General features: G+C 70.9%; 17 protein-coding genes. 9 read left to right on the top strand and 8 right to left on the bottom strand.

Annotation, left to right across the window (positions count from 1 at the left end; genetic code table 11):
• From PLL68_RS05585 to PLL68_RS05555, 7 genes are all read left to right on the top strand, one after another.
• On the top strand, nt 1-1,263 hold a 1,263-nt coding region (locus tag PLL68_RS05585), incomplete at its 5' end, for an amidohydrolase (RefSeq protein WP_324532439.1).
• Between the two features lie 127 nt (nt 1,264-1,390).
• The gene (gene kamD, locus PLL68_RS05580) at nt 1,391-2,989 is read left to right on the top strand and encodes a lysine 5,6-aminomutase subunit alpha (RefSeq protein WP_324532437.1); all 1,599 of its coding nucleotides are present in this window, start codon (nt 1,391-1,393) and stop codon (nt 2,987-2,989) included.
• Nucleotides 2,986-3,852 (top strand): lysine 5,6-aminomutase subunit beta, encoded by an 867-nt coding sequence (gene kamE, locus PLL68_RS05575; protein ID WP_324532435.1) that lies wholly within the window; start codon nt 2,986-2,988, stop codon nt 3,850-3,852. Before kamD ends, kamE begins: the two co-directional genes overlap by 4 nt.
• Nucleotides 3,849-4,286 (top strand): 3-aminobutyryl-CoA ammonia lyase, encoded by a 438-nt coding sequence (gene kal / locus PLL68_RS05570; protein WP_324532433.1) that lies wholly within the window; start codon nt 3,849-3,851, stop codon nt 4,284-4,286. The genes kamE and kal overlap by 4 nt, the downstream gene beginning before the upstream one ends.
• Nucleotides 4,287-4,323: 37 nt before the next feature.
• Nucleotides 4,324-5,892 (top strand): apolipoprotein N-acyltransferase, encoded by a 1,569-nt coding sequence (gene lnt, locus PLL68_RS05565; protein ID WP_324532431.1) that lies wholly within the window; start codon nt 4,324-4,326, stop codon nt 5,890-5,892.
• The gene (locus PLL68_RS05560; RefSeq protein WP_324532429.1) at nt 5,885-6,670 is read left to right on the top strand and encodes a polyprenol monophosphomannose synthase; all 786 of its coding nucleotides are present in this window, start codon (nt 5,885-5,887) and stop codon (nt 6,668-6,670) included. The genes lnt and PLL68_RS05560 overlap by 8 nt, the downstream gene beginning before the upstream one ends.
• The gene (locus tag PLL68_RS05555) at nt 6,667-7,203 is read left to right on the top strand and encodes an FxsA family protein (protein WP_324532427.1); all 537 of its coding nucleotides are present in this window, start codon (nt 6,667-6,669) and stop codon (nt 7,201-7,203) included. Before PLL68_RS05560 ends, PLL68_RS05555 begins: the two co-directional genes overlap by 4 nt.
• A gap of 157 nt (nt 7,204-7,360) precedes the next feature.
• Here PLL68_RS05555 and PLL68_RS05550 read toward each other — a convergent pair whose 3' ends face one another.
• The gene (locus PLL68_RS05550) at nt 7,361-7,723 is read right to left on the bottom strand and encodes an RNA polymerase-binding protein RbpA (protein WP_159899305.1); all 363 of its coding nucleotides are present in this window, start codon (nt 7,721-7,723) and stop codon (nt 7,361-7,363) included.
• Between the two features lie 248 nt (nt 7,724-7,971).
• Here PLL68_RS05550 and PLL68_RS05545 point away from each other — a divergent pair, with 248 nt between their 5' ends.
• Complete coding sequence (locus tag PLL68_RS05545; protein ID WP_324532424.1) at nt 7,972-9,333, top strand: MFS transporter; 1,362 nt, start codon at nt 7,972-7,974, stop codon at nt 9,331-9,333.
• 12 nt (nt 9,334-9,345) lie between these two features.
• Here the strand turns inward: PLL68_RS05545 and PLL68_RS05540 are convergent, their stop codons facing one another.
• Nucleotides 9,346-10,848 (bottom strand): D-alanyl-D-alanine carboxypeptidase family protein, encoded by a 1,503-nt coding sequence (locus tag PLL68_RS05540; protein WP_324532422.1) that lies wholly within the window; start codon nt 10,846-10,848, stop codon nt 9,346-9,348.
• A gap of 274 nt (nt 10,849-11,122) precedes the next feature.
• On the opposite strand from PLL68_RS05540, the gene PLL68_RS05535 reads away from it, so the two are divergent.
• Nucleotides 11,123-11,449, top strand: a complete 327-nt coding sequence (locus PLL68_RS05535) for a single-stranded DNA-binding protein (protein ID WP_324532420.1) — start codon at nt 11,123-11,125, stop codon at nt 11,447-11,449.
• Nucleotides 11,450-11,457: 8 nt separating this feature from the next.
• On the opposite strand, the gene PLL68_RS05530 is transcribed toward PLL68_RS05535, so the two are convergent.
• The 6 genes from PLL68_RS05530 to PLL68_RS05505 all read right to left on the bottom strand — a co-directional run bounded on the left by PLL68_RS05530 (nt 11,458) and on the right by PLL68_RS05505 (nt 15,670).
• Nucleotides 11,458-12,057 (bottom strand): DUF305 domain-containing protein, encoded by a 600-nt coding sequence (locus PLL68_RS05530; protein ID WP_324532418.1) that lies wholly within the window; start codon nt 12,055-12,057, stop codon nt 11,458-11,460.
• A gap of 43 nt (nt 12,058-12,100) precedes the next feature.
• The gene (locus PLL68_RS05525; protein ID WP_324532416.1) at nt 12,101-12,736 is read right to left on the bottom strand and encodes a thioredoxin-like domain-containing protein; all 636 of its coding nucleotides are present in this window, start codon (nt 12,734-12,736) and stop codon (nt 12,101-12,103) included.
• 100 nt (nt 12,737-12,836) lie between these two features.
• Nucleotides 12,837-13,442: a magnesium transporter gene (locus PLL68_RS05520; protein ID WP_324532414.1), complete on the bottom strand. Its 606-nt coding sequence runs from the start codon at nt 13,440-13,442 to the stop codon at nt 12,837-12,839.
• Between the two features lie 36 nt (nt 13,443-13,478).
• Nucleotides 13,479-13,778 carry a CBS domain-containing protein gene (locus tag PLL68_RS05515; RefSeq protein ID WP_324532412.1) on the bottom strand — a complete coding sequence of 100 codons (300 nt, stop codon included), beginning with the start codon at nt 13,776-13,778 and terminating at the stop codon, nt 13,479-13,481.
• Nucleotides 13,775-14,200: a magnesium transporter MgtE N-terminal domain-containing protein gene (locus tag PLL68_RS05510; protein ID WP_324532410.1), complete on the bottom strand. Its 426-nt coding sequence runs from the start codon at nt 14,198-14,200 to the stop codon at nt 13,775-13,777. The genes PLL68_RS05515 and PLL68_RS05510 overlap by 4 nt, the downstream gene beginning before the upstream one ends.
• 207 nt (nt 14,201-14,407) lie before the next feature.
• Nucleotides 14,408-15,670, bottom strand: a complete 1,263-nt coding sequence (locus PLL68_RS05505) for an aspartate aminotransferase family protein (protein WP_324532408.1) — start codon at nt 15,668-15,670, stop codon at nt 14,408-14,410.
• Between the last annotated feature and the right edge of the window lie 148 nt (nt 15,671-15,818).

The following is a 15,818-nucleotide window of genomic DNA, read 5'->3' as shown; positions in this document are numbered from 1 at the left end:
GCCGCCCGCCGCCACGGCGGTCGCCCGATCTTCGCGTTCGGGTGGCAGGAACAGGCATGGGCCGAGGGTCGCCCGATGACGTCAGCCGAACTCGACCGGGCGAGCTACGGGGGAGTGGTCTACGCCTCGCGGGTCGACGGCCACTCGGCCGTGGTCTCCAGTGCGCTCGCCATGATGTCCGCGGCGAGGGGGTTACCGGGATGGACCGAGCACGGCTTCGTCACCCGGGACGCCAAGAACGCGGCGCGGGCATCCTTCGACGCAGCCGGCAGCCGGCAGCAGCGTCGCGACGACATCGAGGCAGCCCTGCGCGAGGCCGCGGCCGTCGGCCTCGCGGTGGTCCACGAGTGCGGCGGCCCGCTGCTCACGAGCGCCGAGGACTTCGCCGACGTGCTCGACCTCGGGACCCGACCCGACCTGACGCGCACCGTCGGGTACTGGGCAGAGCCGGTCACCGACCCGGAGCAGGCCCGCGCCCTCACGGCACTGCACGGGGCCGCGGGGCTGGCCGGTGACCTCAACATCGACGGTTCGATCGGCTCACGAACGGCCCTGCTGCGCCAGCCCTACGCTGACGATCCCGGGTGTTCCGGCACCGCGTTCCGCACGGCCGACGGAGTGCGAGACCACGTCGCGGCCTGTGCCGCCGCCGGTGTGCAGAGCGGCTTCCACGTCATCGGTGACGCGGGGATGGACACCGTGCTCGACGGCATCGAGGCCGCCGCGACCCTGGTCGGCCCCGACACCGTGCGGGCCACCAGGCCGCGACTGGAGCACGCCGAGATGGTCGACCCCGAGGGCATCGCCCGGATGGCGCGCCTGGGCGTCGTCGCGAGCGTGCAACCGTCCTTCGACGCCGCGTGGGGAGGGCCGCACGGCATGTACGCCGAACGTCTCGGGGCTGCTCGCGTGCCGGGCACCAACCCGTTCGCACAGCTCCACGAGGCCGGGGTGGCGCTGGCTCTCGGGTCCGACAGCCCGGTGACACCGTTCGACCCGTGGGGGGCGGTCTGGGCCGCGGTGCTGCACCACGAGCCGGGTGCCCGCCTCGACGTCCGGTCCGCCATCGCTGCGCACACCGCCGGCGGCTGGGCTGCGGCGCGCGAGGTCGGCGGCGTGCTGCGGGTCGGTGCCCCCGCGACCCTGGCCGTCTGGGACGTGCCGGATGCCGGCCACGACGGGTTGCCGCAGGTCACCGACGGTGCCCCGCGACCGACCTGCCGGCGCACGCTGCGCGACGGGCTGGTGCTGCACGAGGCCTGAACCTTCGAGCGTGAGGGCCTCCACGTCGACGGACACCGTCGCGGGGCCAATCGTCGACGCCAACAGATACTGTCGTCCACACCTGTGAGTGCCGCAATACTTGCGCCATCCTTGCTAGATTGACCCTGTGTCTTCACGCCCACGCCAGATCCTCGACCTCGACGCCGCCACCGTCCGTCGCGCGCGCACCCTCGCGCGCCGCGCCGGGAAGCCCGTCGTCGACCTCGCCCGCAGCCACACCACCGTCTCGGTCGAACGGGCGACGCTGCGCCTGGCCGGGCTCGCCGGAGCCGACCACGAGAACGTGCCGTGGGTCAACCACCTCGTCGACGCCGTCCGGGAGGGCGCCGGCCTCGAGCACGGGGTCACCCTCCCCGTCTGGGACGCCCTGCGTCGCGGCGAGGCTCCCGACCTGCTGACCCTGGCCCAGAAGGCCGCCAGCGGGGGAGTGCGCTTCGAGGTCCCGCAGGGCAAGGCGGCCACGGCGGCCGGCAAGGCCGGTCGCACGGCGATCGCCCGCGGCATCCGCACCATCGACCGCCAGCGAGCGGCGCGTGACCGGCTCATCGCCCGCCACGGCAACCCGCCGCGCAAGCCCTGGATCTACCTCATCGTCGCCACCGGCGACATCTACGAGGACATCCCGCAGGCGCAGGCCGCCGCTCGAGAAGGCGCCGACATCATCGCCGTGATCCGCTCGACGGGTCAGAGCCTGCTCGACTTCGTGCCCGAGGGCGCGACCCGTGAGGGCTACGCGGGCACCTATGCGACGCAGGAGAACTTCCGCCTCATGCGCGCGGCACTCGACGAGACGAGCAAGGAGCTCGGCCGGTACGTCCGCCTCACCAACTACGCCAGCGGACTGTGCATGCCCGAGATCGCCGCGCTCGCCGGGCTCGAGCGGCTCGACATGATGCTCAACGACTCGATGTACGGCATCCTCTTTCGCGACATCAACCCGATCCGCACGTTCGTCGACCAGCGCTTCAGCCGCCAGGTGCACGCCCGCGCCGGCATCATCATCAACACCGGTGAGGACAACTACCTCACGACCGCGGATGCCGTCGAGGCCGCCCACACGGTCACCGTCAGCCAGCTGCTCAACGAGTACTTCGCCAAGGAGGCGGGACTGGAGGACTGGCAGCTGGGCCTCGGCCACGCGTTCGAGGTCGACCCCACGGTCAAGGACAGCTTCCGCCTCGAGCTCGCGCACGCCCTGTTGGCCCGCCAGCTCTTCCCCGAGGCACCGCTGAAGTGGATGCCGCCGACCAAGCACATGACCGGCGACATCTTCCGCGGGTACCTCCTCGACGGCTTCTTCAACCTCGCCGGGGCGATGACCGGGCAGGGGATCCTCCTCGTCGGCATGATGACCGAGGCCGTGGTCACCCCGTGGATCTCCGACCGCGACCTCGCCCTGCAGAACGTCCGGTACGTCATGGATGCCGCGGGCGGGCTCACCGAGGACTTCCACCCACCGCGCGACGGCCTCATCCAGACCCGGGCCCGGCAGGTGCTCGGCGAGGCGGTCGACCTGCTCGACACCATCGTCACCGACACCAGCACCGCAGGGGTCCCCCCGCTCCTGGCGGCGATCGCCGACGGCACCTTCGGGTCGATGAAGCGGCCCCCGACCAAGGGCAAGGGTCTGGAGGGCGTCGTCCGCAAGGCCGACGGCTACCTCAACCCGGCCACCGACCTTCTCGAGACGGGGGAGACCCGATGACCCGCACCGAGGCCCAGGAGGCCCGCAGCCGCAGCCGCCGCCACGGTGCCGAGCGCCGCATGGAGGACGCCCTTCCCGGCGAGCCGAGCCTGGCGGAGCCCGGCCCGATCGTGCGCCCCTACGGCGACACGACCGGCGACGGCATGGTGCAGGTGTCCTTCACCCTGCCCCTGCCGCACGACAAGCGTGCCGAGGGTGCCGCGCTCCAGCTCGCGGCCAAGATGGGGCTCGAGCCGGCGCTGCTCGTGCACGCCAAGGCGATGGGCCCGCACTTCACGTTCTTCGTCGTCTACGGGTCGGTCACCCACCTCGTCGACGTGCGCGACGTCGTCGTCCACGAGCGGGAGTTCCCGCTGCTGTCCGCCCGCGACACCAACGCCGAGATCCGCAAGCGGCTGCGCCGCAAGCTCGTCGTCGTCGGTGCGTGCATCGGCACCGACGCCCACACGGTGGGGATCGACGCGATCCTCAACATCAAGGGGTTCGCGGGGGAGAAGGGGCTGGAGTACTACCGCGAGATGACGGTGCACAACCTCGGCGCCCAGGTGCTCGTGCCCGAACTGGTCAACACGGCGCGCGAGGTCCGAGCGGATGCCGTGCTGGTCTCGCAGGTCGTCACCCAGAAGGACGCCCACATCCACAACACCCAGGCGATGTCCGCCGCGTTCCGCGAGGCGTTCCCGGAGGGGCAGGTGCCGCTGCTCGTCGTCGGCGGCCCGCGCTTCGAGGAGGGCTCCGCCGCCAGCCTCGGCGTCGACCGCATCTTCGGCCGGGGCACCACCCCGGGTGAGGTCGCCTCCTACCTCGTGCACGCCCTCGTCACCCCCCGCACGGAACCCGACCCGAGAGGGAAGCAGCGATGAGCCCCGAACCCACGGACAGCAGCGCCAACGGCAGTTCCCCCGGCAGCCGCGCCGAGGTCGGCCTCGTCGTCACCCATCGCCGCTACGTGCCCTACTCCCACGCCCACTACGCGGGCAACCTCGTCGACGGGGCCTACTCGCTGGCGGCCTTCGGCGACGTGGCCACGGAGATGTGCATCCGCACCGACGGCGACGAGGGCCTGTTCGCGTCCTACTCCGACGTGCAGTTCCGCGCCCCCGTGCGCGCCGGTGACGTCATCGAGATCTCCGCGACCCTCGTGCGGGTCGGGAGCCGGTCGCGCGAGATGGACTTCGAGGTGCGTGTCGTCGGTCGCGGCGCCCCCGAGCGGGGGGAGTCGGCGGCCGACGTCCTGGACCCGCCGGTGGTCGCGACGACCGCCCGCGGTGTCGTGGTGGTCCCCCCGGCGGGCTGAGTCCAGCCGGGTCAGCAGCGTGAATTACCGTGGGCGCGTGCCCACCCCCCTTCGGTATGCCGCGCGCCCAGCGGCCGCCCTCGCCGCAGGCCTGTGCCTGTGGCTCGCCTTCCCTGACGCCGACCTGTGGTTCCTCGCCCCGGTCGGGGTGGCCCTGCTCGGCGCTGCGACCCTGACGGCCGGGGGACGCCGCGGTGCCGCCCTGGGCATGCTCGCCGGGCTGGCCTTCTTCGTGCCCACGCTGTCGTGGTCGGGCATCTACGTCGGGGCCCTGCCCTGGTTCGCCCTCGCGACGCTGCAGGCCCTCTACATCGCCGCGATGTCAGGGGTCGTCGGTTTCGCCGGGCGGCGCCTGGTGGATGCCGGGCACCGGGCCCTTGCCGTCGCTCTCGTCCCGCTCGGTTGGGTCGTGCAGGAGTGGGCCCGAGGCACCACCCCGTACGGAGGCTTCCCGTGGGCACGCCTGGCGTTCAGCCAGGCGGACAGCCCGCTGGCCCACGTCGCCCGCTGGATCGGCGCCCCGGGGGTGACGCTCGCGGTCGCGACCGTGGGAGCGGGGCTGCTCGTCACGGCATCCGCGCTCGTGGAACGGCGACGCGACGCGCTCCTTATGGGGCTGGCGGTCAGCGTGCTCCCCTGGGGCGCCGGCCTGCTCCCGCTGCCGACGGACGGCCGCGCCGTGACGGTGGGGTTCGTCCAGGGCAACGTGCCCAAGGCAGGCCTGGACTTCAACGCCGAACGACGCGCCGTCCTCGACAACCACGTCCGCGGCACCGAACTGCTTGCCCCCCGGGCACCGGAGGACCTGACCCTCGTCGTCTGGCCGGAGAACTCCTCGGACATCGACCCCCTGCGCAACGCCGACGCCGCGGCGCAGGTCGAGCGGGCTCGCGCCGCGGTGGGAGTTCCCCTGCTCATCGGCGCCGTGCTGGCCGAGCCGGTGGGTGCCAGTTCCAACGTGTCGCTGTTCTACACCGGGGAAGGGGTCGAGCCGCAGCGGTACACCAAGCTGCACCCCGTCCCGTTCGCCGAGTACATGCCGAACCGCGACTTCTTCCGCCGCTTCAGCCCGGCCGTCGACCTCGCCGGCAACTTCGTCGCGGGATCCGAGATCGGGGTGTTCACGGTGCCCACGCCCGCGGGTCCCTACGCCGCGCTGCCGACGATCTGCTTCGAGGTCGCCTACGACGGCCTGATGCGCGACAGCGTCCTGGCCGCCGGTGAGCAGGAGAGCCTGCTCGTCGTCCAGACCAACAACGCGACGTTCGGCTACACCGCCGAGTCCGAGCAGCAGTTCGCGATCTCGCGCATCCGCGCGATCGAGCACGGCCGGTCGGTGGCCCACGTGTCCACCGTGGGGGTCTCCGGGTTCATCGCCCCCGACGGGTCGGTGTCGGGAAAGACCGGGCTCTTCACGGCGGAGCAGGAGATCGGGGTGCCGGTGGTGCGCGACGAGCTCTCACCCTCGGATCGGCTGGGCCCGGTGCCGGAATGGCTCGCCGCTGCCCTGCTGCTCGCGCTCGTCGTGGGGAGCGTGCGCAGCCGCCGGAGCGTTAGGGTTCTCGCACCGTCGATCCGACCCCGCGAGGACCACACCGTTGTCTGAGACCACCCGTCCGCCGATCCAGCGTGTCGCTGTCCTGATCCCGACGTACAACGAGCGCGACACCCTGCCCGTCATCGTGGCCCGCCTGCGCGAGGTGGTGCCCGACGCGGATCTGGTCGTGCTCGATGACAACTCGCCCGACGGCACCGGGGCGGTGGCCGACGCCCTCGCAGCGGCCGACCCGCGCGTCCAGGTCCTGCACCGGGCCGGCAAGGAGGGCCTCGGAGCGGCCTACCTCGCTGGCTTCGAGTGGGCCCTGGAGCGCGGCTACGACGCCATCGTGGAGATCGACGCGGACGGCTCACACCGGCCCGAGCACCTGCCGGCCCTGCTCGCGGCGGCAGCCGACGCGGATGCCGTGATCGGCTCACGCTGGGTGCCCGGTGGCGCCGTCGTCAACTGGCCCCTTCACCGCAAGGCGCTCTCGCTCGGCGGCAACATCTACGTCAAGGTGCTGCTCGGCATGCCCGTCAACGACGCGACGGCCGGCTTTCGGGTCTACCGGGCCGACGCCCTGCGGGTCATGGGGCTGCACGACGTCGCCTCGCAGGGCTACTGCTTCCAGACCGACCTGACCTGGCGCGCGGTGCGCAGCGGGCTGCGCGTCGTCGAGGTCCCCATCACGTTCGTCGAGCGTGAGGTCGGGGACTCCAAGATGAGTCGTGCCGTCATGACCGAGTCGCTGCGGCGGATCACCGGGTGGGGAGTACGCCACCGCGCCACTCAGGTGCGCGACCTCGTGGGCGGGGCGCGCCAGCCGAGGTGGCACTCACTGTGAGCAGGCCGGGCGCGACACCGTACGCCGCCCGCGGTCGACGGCGCCCCCGGGTGGTGCGCTGGGTCTTCCTCGCCCTGCTGATCATCCCCATCGTCGAGATCGCCGCGATCATCGCCGTGGGCCGCGTCATCGGCGGCTGGCCCACGCTGGCGCTCCTCGTCCTCGAGTCGATGCTCGGAGCGTGGATCGTCAAGCGTGAGGGCGCACGCACCTGGGCAGCCCTTCAGGAGGCCCTGACCACGGGACAGATGCCCAGTCGACAGCTCGCCGATGCCGCGCTCGTGCTGATCGGCGGCACCCTGCTGCTCACACCGGGTTTCGTCACGGACATCGTGGGCTTCTTCTTCATCCTGCCGCTGACCCGCCCGATCACCCGGGCCTGGTTGCAGGCGGTCGTCGCCGGGCGGCTGCTCGGACCGTCGGGGGAGTGGCCCGGTGGTCCTGGCCCGTCAGCGACGCCCCGGAGTGGTCGCCCGGACGTCGTCGAGGGGGAGGTCGTTCAGGGGCGCGTCGTCGACTCGGACGACACCTGACGGTTCATCGGATCACCCGATGAACGCCCACCTCACCCGACAAAGCTTCCGCCGCACGGTGTGGGCTTCCCGGGCGACGTGGAACCCCGCCCGATGTGAGGGATGCCGGGCACCCCACGTGGGGTACCCGGCATCCGGTGTCTGGTGGTGCGGTCGGTCAGGCGGACTTGCGCTTGCGCGGGCGCTCACCGCGCGACTCGCGCAGCAGGGTCAGGCGCTCCTCGAGGAGCTCCTCGAGCTCGGGGATGGAGCGCCGCTCGAGCAGCATGTCCCAGTGCGTACGCACGTGCTTGACGGGCTTGAGCTCCGGCGGCGGGCCACCGCCCTGGAGCTTTGCGTCTTCCCCGCAGCGGCACTCCCAGGTGTGCGGCACATCGGCCTCGACCGAGAACGGAAGCTCGATGGAGTGCCCGTTGGGGCACAGGTAGGTGGTGATGTTGCGCTCGCTGGGGACGACGTTGTGGTCGGTCTCCATGCTCAGGGCGCCGAGACGGCTGCCGCGCAGGCTACGTTCTGCCATGGGTAACTCCCGAGTCTGTGGTGTCCCGATCGGCAGTTCGCCCCGACCGGGTCTAGCGCATCCAACGCCCGGATACCGGTCGTTGTTCCGCCGTGAGCAGGTGCTGTCGAAGGTTCGACGTGACCGCACTCACAGTCTCGCGTGATCCTTCGGCTGAACGGACGCAACGTGCCCGTCAGGTGGGTACGGGTGCTCAATTCCCGTGTTGTACGTTCCCCCGTCGTCACCATATCGCTACCGTCAGCGCTGTGACGACTCCCACTGCCCCCGCCGGCGCCATGGATGCCGCTGGCCCCACTGCCCTCGATGTGGCCGGACCCACCTCCAAGCGCAAGATCATCGCGTGGGGGATGTGGGACTGGGGGAGCCAACCGTTCAACACGGTCATCACCACCTTCGTGTTCTCCGTGTACATCACGAGCTCGAGCTTCGGCGCCACGAACGCGACGTCGACAGCCCTCGCGATCTCGACCGCGATCGCCGGGCTCTTCGTCGCCCTGCTGGCCCCAGTCCTCGGCCAGAACTCGGACCGCTCCGGCCGCACGGTGCGCAACCTGCGCTTGCAGACCTGGCTGCTCGCGGGGTTGTCCGCATCGCTGTACGTCGTGAAGCCGGAACCGGCGTTCCTGTGGGTCGGGCTGATCCTGCTCGGGGTCGGCTCCGTCGTCTCCGAGATCGCCGGGGTCAACTACAACGCGACGATCGACCAGGTCGCCACGGGGAAGACCGTGGGACGCGTGTCGGGCTTCGGGTGGGGGATGGGCTACCTCGGCGGCATCATCGTGCTCCTCGCGCTGTACTTCCTCCTCATCCAGCCCGAGGTCGGTCTGTTCGGCGTGACCGACACCGACGGCATGGACATCCGGGTGTCGATGCTGCTGTGCGGGTTGTGGACGCTGATCTTCACCATCCCCGCCTTCCTCGTGCTGAAGGACCGGCCACGGCCCAAGGCACCTCGGGTGGGCGCCAAGGACTCCTACCGCCTGGTCTGGGCCTCGATCCGGGGCCTGTGGACCACCTCGCGGCACACCGTGTACTTCCTGCTCGCCTCAGCGCTGTTCCGCGACGGCCTGGCGGGAGTGTTCGCCTTCGGGGCGATCCTCGCCGCCGGGACGTTCGGCCTGTCCGCCGGGGACGTCATCGTCTTCGGCGCTGCTGCCAACATCGTCGCCGGCTTCGCGACCATGGGCTTCGGGATGCTCGATGACCGGCTCGGCCCCAAGCGGGTCATCCTCATCTCGCTCGGGGCCCTGGTCATCCTCGGCATCGCCATCTTCGTCCTGCACGATGGCGGGCCGTCGACCTTCTGGGTGCTCGGCCTCCTGATGACCGTGTTCGTCGGGCCGGCCCAGGCGGCGTCGCGAAGCTTCCTGGCACGCCTGATCCCCGAGGGCAAGAACGGCGAGATCTTCGGCCTGTACGCCACGACGGGACGCGTCGTCTCGTTCCTGTCACCCGCGGCGTTCGGGGTGTTCATCGCCATCGGTGCCGCGGTGACCGGTCAGGAGAACACCCAGTACTGGGGGATCCTGGGCATCGTGCTCATCCTCGCCGCCGGGTTCGCGGTCATGCTGCCGGTCAAGGAGCACGGCGAGCACAGCGTGAGCTGACGGCCGGCTGGGTCAGCCGGCGAACTCGAAGTGCCAGGGCTCGGGCTTGCGACCATCGGCAGCAGCCCACGAGGGGTGGAACCAGCCGAACAGCGGCCCGTTCTGCTTCATCCAGCGGTGTGCCGGAGAACTGAAGTCCTGGACACCGCCGCACAGGTCGAGTGCCCGACCCAGCCCGTGGTTGCTGGTGCCGGGTGTCGCCGCGAAGTGGCCGCGCTTGGCCTTGATGGCGATCTGGCCCGCGAGTGAACGGTAGGAGTCCGTGACACAGAGCGGCTCACCCGTCTGCGCCGCGTAGCTCTTGCTCAGGGCGTTGAACGCCGCAGCGGCCGCGGGGCTGAGACTCTCCCCTGGCGCGCCCCAGAGTGGGCAGAGGGCACTCGGCGGGTAAAGGCCGTTGGGGTACAGGCCCGTGTCGTCGGTGCAGGGCTCGCCGATGTCGGTGACTTCACCGGACACGGCAAAAAGGGCGTCGCGCAGGCGTTCGGCCGCAGCCTTGGCCTTCGGTGACCGCGCACCCACGAGCACGGAAGCGATCGGGCCGGCCTTCTCCACCTCGTCGATCTGAAGGGCCCGCAACTCACCGACGAGCTCGCGCTGGGCGGCGACGACCTTGGTGAGGGCGGATCTGTCCGACTGGATCTTCACGGTTGCCGCCGCTGCCTCGGCGACCGCAGCCTCGGAGGCTGCCGTCAGCCGGACCTGCTCTGCGGTGAGGACCCGGACGTCCTGGAGTGCGCGGGTGCGCTGCTCGGTCAGGTAGGACAGGTCACCAAGGGGGTCACCGACGTCTTCCGCCCGCGAGGCCATCGCCTCGATCATGAACGCGACGTCGGAACTGCCTGCGCCGCCGGAGTACACGAGGAAGACCCACTCGCGGACCACGTCTCGCGCCTTCTCGAGCTTGGCGTCCAGCACCTCGAGGTCGGACTTGGCGCGCGCCGCCTCCTCGATGGCCCCTCGCGCGCTCTCCTTCGCCGCTGCCAAGGACTCGAGCAGGGCGTTGGACTTCTCGGCCAGCAGATCCATCTTGCGGGTGGCCACTGCCACCTTCGACGTGCTCGCCGACAGGGCGGCGGTGATGCGATCGGCCTCGGCGATCTGAGAGTTCAGGTAGATGCCGGTGAGCGGCGCGTAGTCGACGACACCCCCGGTGCCGCCGCCGGAACTCTGTCTCCCGGGTTCGCTCGAACTGGCCGGCGGTCGGATCGGGGCAGCCGGCGGGATCGGGGTGACGCTCGGTTTCGGCGTGGGTTTGGGGGACGGGGACGTCCCCGGAGTCGGCGCGGGGTCGGGTGTGCTGCTGGTCTCAGGGGTGGGTGTCGGTGTCGGCTCGACGCTGGGTGTGGGCGAGGGCTGGTCGCTGGGGAGCGGATCTGTCGGGTCGGTGGCGAACACACCGGGGAACCGAGCCGTCGCGGGCGACTGCGCAGCGGCTGTCGATACCGTCCCGACGAGGGCGGCGGCGACTGCCGCGGCCCCCACCGCGGTCCCGATCCGGTGCGCCCAGAGCACGTGCCTGGCCTTCCTGATGCATCCGAGGGCACCACGTCGACGCCCCTGCTGTCCGACGGGATCAAGACTAGGCGCTCAGGGCCCACTCGACCACGGCTTCGGTGAACTGATTTCCGCAACGGGCGGCGGGCTGTTCTCCACAGGGACGCCGAGCGAGGGCCACCATCCACAGCCGGGTCGTGAGGGCTGCGCAGCGGCTCTGGGAGCAGCAGTCTGGGATGCGGCCGGGGGACACGCCTCGGGATGAAGATCATGCGGCGGAGGACGGGGGCAAATGATGGGCGACGACGTCAACGTGGTGAAGCTGGTGGGGCGGGTGTCTGCGGTGGGGGAGCCGCGCGAACTTCCCAGTGGGGACCTCGTGGTCATGGTGCGGGTGGTGGTGTCCCGGCCGCCCCGGCGAGCACGCGGTGCAACCGTCGACACCATCGACGTCGCGTGCTGGTCGGCCAGGGCGCGGCGCGCCGCCTCACGCTGCGCTGTCGGCGACGAGGTCGAGGTCGAGGGTTCCCTGCGGCGGCGGTTCTTCCGGGCCGGAGGGGGTGTCGCGAGCCGGTACGAGGTGGAGGCCAGCGCGGTGAGGAGACGGCGTGGGGCGTGAGCGGCGGCCTAGCCGCGCTCGTCGAGCATGCGCTGCAGGAGCGTGATCTCCGACGCCTGGGCGGAGGAGATCGCAGCGGCCAGCGTGCGCACCTCGGTGGTGCGGGCCTGCGCCAGCGCCGCGTCGGCCATGGCGACCCCACCCTCGTGGTGGGCGATCATCAGGGTCAGGAAGAGTCGCTCGGCAGCCAGCCCATCCGCGGCGCGGAGTTCGTCGAGCAAAGCACGGCTCGCCATTCCCGGCATGGTCCCGTCCGGGCGGGTGTGCGCCTTCGCGTGGTCCTCACCCACCCACGCCATCGGCTCACCACTGCCGGTCTGGGGGAGCCCCCACTGCACGAGCCAGCCGTACATCTGGCCTGCCTGCTGCTGCTGGCTGGTCAGGATGTCGTAGGCGACGGTACGCAGCTCCTCGTCGTCGGAGCGTTCCCGCACGAGCAGCGCCATCTCGACCGCCTGCGCATGGTGTGCCTGCATGTCCCTGGAGAATCCGGCATCGGCCCCGAAGTCCGAGGGCGGCGAGTTCCTCGTGTGCATGAACCACGACCCGCTCAGGGCGCCGACCAAAGCGGCGATGACGGCGACCACGACCAAGGTGGTCCGGCTCACGGACGGTGCAGTCGGGCCGGCCGGGGAACCACTCATCGGTGCGTCACCCGGTGGTGGTCGGCAGCTCGCCGTCGCTGCCGCCGGTGCAGGCCGCTCCGGGCTCGGGGGTGTTCGGGCCCTGGCGGAACTCCTTGATGAACACCTCGAGCCGTGGGTCGTCAGCACCCGTCAGCTCGATCTGGGTGCCCCAGGCGCTGGCGACGACGGGGGAGGGGAGGCCCTCCCGGGGGGAGAGCACCATGTAGGTGTCGGGGATCGCGTCCTCGAGCGCCGTGACCTGGTCAGCGGGAAGGTCGGGACGGTAGGTCACCCACACGGCACCGTGCTCGAGGGAGTGCACCGCGAGCTCATCGGGGACCGGCTGCGGGTAGACGCCACAGTTCAGCCAGGCGGGGTGGTGATCGCCACCGACGGGAGGGCTCTGCTCGTAGGTCGCGGGTTCGGTCGTGTGCTCACGGGTCACGTCGAACTTCTTCACGGCATCCAGGGAGGGCCGCGTGGACACGTCGCGCCAGACAGTGAAGCCGACGACGCCGGCGATGAGCGCCACGACGGTGGTCACGGCGCCGATGAGGATCAGGCGCGAGCGGCGTTCCTTCGCCTGCTGCGCCTGCCGCAGCTCATCAACCTTGGCCCGACCTGCGCGAGCACCACCTTTGCCCTTGGACGACGCACTCACCCTGCTGCTCCTTTGACTGCCGTGGCCCGATCGAGGGCCCATTGTCACCCGAGAACGTGGCAGGGGTGGCCATCGTGCCCGCGTGGGGGAGTTGTCGCGCTCAGATGCCGAGGACGGCCCGAGCGATCAGGAAGTAGATGATGAGCCCGCTCGCGTCGACGAACGTGGTGATGAAGGGGTTGGAGAACACCGCCGGGTCGACCTTGATGGCCCTGGCGGCAAGGGGCATGACGCCGCCGATGGTCGCCGCGAGCGTGCACACCGCCACCAGGGTCAGCGCGATGACGGTGGCGACCTGCACGTCGTAGAACACGCTGGTCAAGGCGAAGCCCAGGGCGCCGAGCAGGACACCGAGGAGGACACCGACCCGTAGCTCGCGCAGCAGCACCGAGAACAGGTCTGCCGGACGCACGTCGCCGAGGGCCAGCGCCCGGGTGACCGTCGTCGCGGCCTGGTTCCCGGTGTTCCCGCCGGTGCCGATGAGCAGCGGGACGAAGAGGGCGAGGACCGTCACCTGCTCAAGGGTGTCCTCGAAGACCGACAGGACCTGCACCGTCAACGTGGCACCGACAGCGAGCACGAAGAGCCAGACGACGCGAGAGCGCACGATGCTCGTGATCGGCGTGGACAGGTAGGGGCGCTGGAGCGGCTCGACACCGCCCTGGCGGGCAAGGTCCTCGGAGTCCTCCCGTTCCAGGATCCGCACGGCATCGTCGATGGTGAGGATGCCGACCAGCCGGTTCTAACTGTCCACGACCGGGAGTGCGAGGACACCCAGGTCGGCGCACCGACGAGCGGCGTTCTCGGCATCCTCGGTGGCCGTGGCCGTGGCCGTGTGGGGCGGGACCATGAGCGCGCCCACGAGGTCGTCGTCTGCGCCACCGAGAAGGTCCCGAAGGCTGACGACCCCGATGACCCCACGCTCCTCGTCGACCACCGGCAGGGTGTAGACGGTCTCGGCATCAGCCACCCGCTGCCTGACCGCGGCCAGCGTGGTTCCGACGCTGTCGTGCGCGTGGGTGGCCACGTACTCCGGGCTCATCCTGCGCCCGATGGACTCCTGGGGGAGCCGAGGATCGCGGCGGTGAGTCGTCGCTCGTCGTCCGGCAGTCCCTGCAGCAGTCGCTGGGCGACCGTGGCGGGAAGCTCGTCGAGCAACCACACGCGGTCGTCGGGGTCCAGGTCAGCGAACAGGGCCACGACCTCGCCGTCCTGCAGCCCTTGGACGAGTTCACCCTGAAGCGAGGGCTGGAGCGACTCGAAGACATCCAGCGCCTGTTGCTTGGGCAGCAGGCGGTAGACGACGGCCCGCTGGCGGGTGTTCAGCCGTTCGACGAGGTCGATCACGGCGCGGGTCGACAGCCCTGAGACAGCCGCGAACAGGGCGTCGAGGTCGTCACGCGCCAGCAGGTGGGTGATGTCGTCGATCGACACGGACGGTTCGCTGGGTGCGCGACCTGGCATGACTCGGTGCTCCTGACTGCGGCTGGACCCTGCGAGGTCAGTGTGGCCCACGTGACGTGGTGCTGCTCGCGTTCGCGCGTGGTGCGCGGAGATGGTCGTCGGAGCATGGATCCTGAGCGCTCCCACCCCGAGTCGGGCCGTCAGGGCATAACGCCGATAATCAACATTATGTCATTTTGCCGCACGCCGTGACGGGAGACCCTCCCCTCACGGTGTGCCGGCGATCGCCTCGGCGAGGATCTCCACCCCACGGTCCAGCTCGGCATCCGTCACCGTCAGTGGCGGCGCGATGCGAAAGACGCCACCGGCACCGGCCCGCTGGACGACGTTCATCGACAACCCGAGGTCCAGGCACCGGGCCGAGATCCGAGCGCCGCGCTCGTGGTCGGGCGCCATGCTCTCCCGGTCGCTGACGATCTCCATCCCGAGCAGCAGCCCCCTGCCCCGCACGTCGCCGACGCAGGCGTGCTCGGCCATGATGTCGCGCAACCCCGACTCCAGCCGCCACCCGGCATCCCGAGCCCGGGCAACCAGGTCGTCCCGCACGATGACATCGAGCACCGCGAGGCCCACGGCCGCGGGCAGCGGATCGGACACGTGGGTCGTGTAGAAGAGGTACCCGAGGTCGTGGGCTCGCTCCTCGATCGCCGCGCTGGTCAGCACGGCTGACAGCGGCAGCCCCGCCCCGAGCGTCTTGGACAGGGTCAGGATGTCCGGGGTCACCCCGTCGCGCTCGACGGCGAACATCGTGCCGGTGCGACCGAGCCCGGTCTGGGCCTCGTCCACGACGAGGAGCATCCCGCGGGCCCGGCAGTGCTCCGCAAGCGCAGCGAGGTAGCCCTCGGGCAGCTCGAGCATGCCCCCCGTGCTGAGGATCGGCTCGGCGATGAAGGCGGCCAGGCTGCCGGACGACTGGCGGTCGACGAGGTCGAAGGCGTAGTCCAGTTCTGCCCGCCAGTCGTAGCCCGACGCCGAGCGAAACGGGCCGCGCAGCAGGTCGGGCGCAGGGATCGCGAACGTCCCGACCCCCATCGGGCCGTACCCACGACGACCGAAGGCGTCCGTCGACCCCGCCGCTCCCCCGGTGACGCCGTGCCAGCTCTGGGCGAAGGCCACCACCTCGTGGCGCCCGGTGACCAGCTTGGCCAATCGCAGGGCGGCCTCGTTGGACTCGGCACCCGTGCTGAGGAACATCGCCCGGTCCAGCTCCTGCGGCGCCATCGCCGTGAGCCGCTCGGCCAGCGCCAGCACCGGCTCGGACAGCATGGACGAGTGCAGGTGGTCCAGCGTGCGCACCGACTGCGTGACCGCCGCGACGACGTCGGGATGGCTGTGCCCGAGGATCGAACTGAGCTGGCCAGAGGTGAAGTCGAGCACCGCCCGCCCGTCAGCCCCGTAGAGGTGGCTGCCCTGCGCCCGGACCGGCCGGAACGTGGAGAACGATCCCCCGTAGCGGATGAGCGTGCTCATCCGGGGATCGTCCTCCACGTTCGCCCCTCCTGGCCGGGGTGTGCCGGTGTCAGGCCCGCAGGGCCTGCGCGAGCGAGCGGAAGTCCTCGACGAGCGTGGACATGTCCTCGTCGGTGGTGACGAGCGAGACGAGCCACTGCTCGTCGAG

Origin of the sequence: Ornithinibacter sp. (assembly GCF_035443565.1) — a bacterium.
Lineage (GTDB): Bacteria > Actinomycetota > Actinomycetes > Actinomycetales > Dermatophilaceae > Fodinibacter.
Note: the sequence above shows the minus strand (reverse complement) of the source record. Positions and strands in the feature narration are given on the sequence as shown.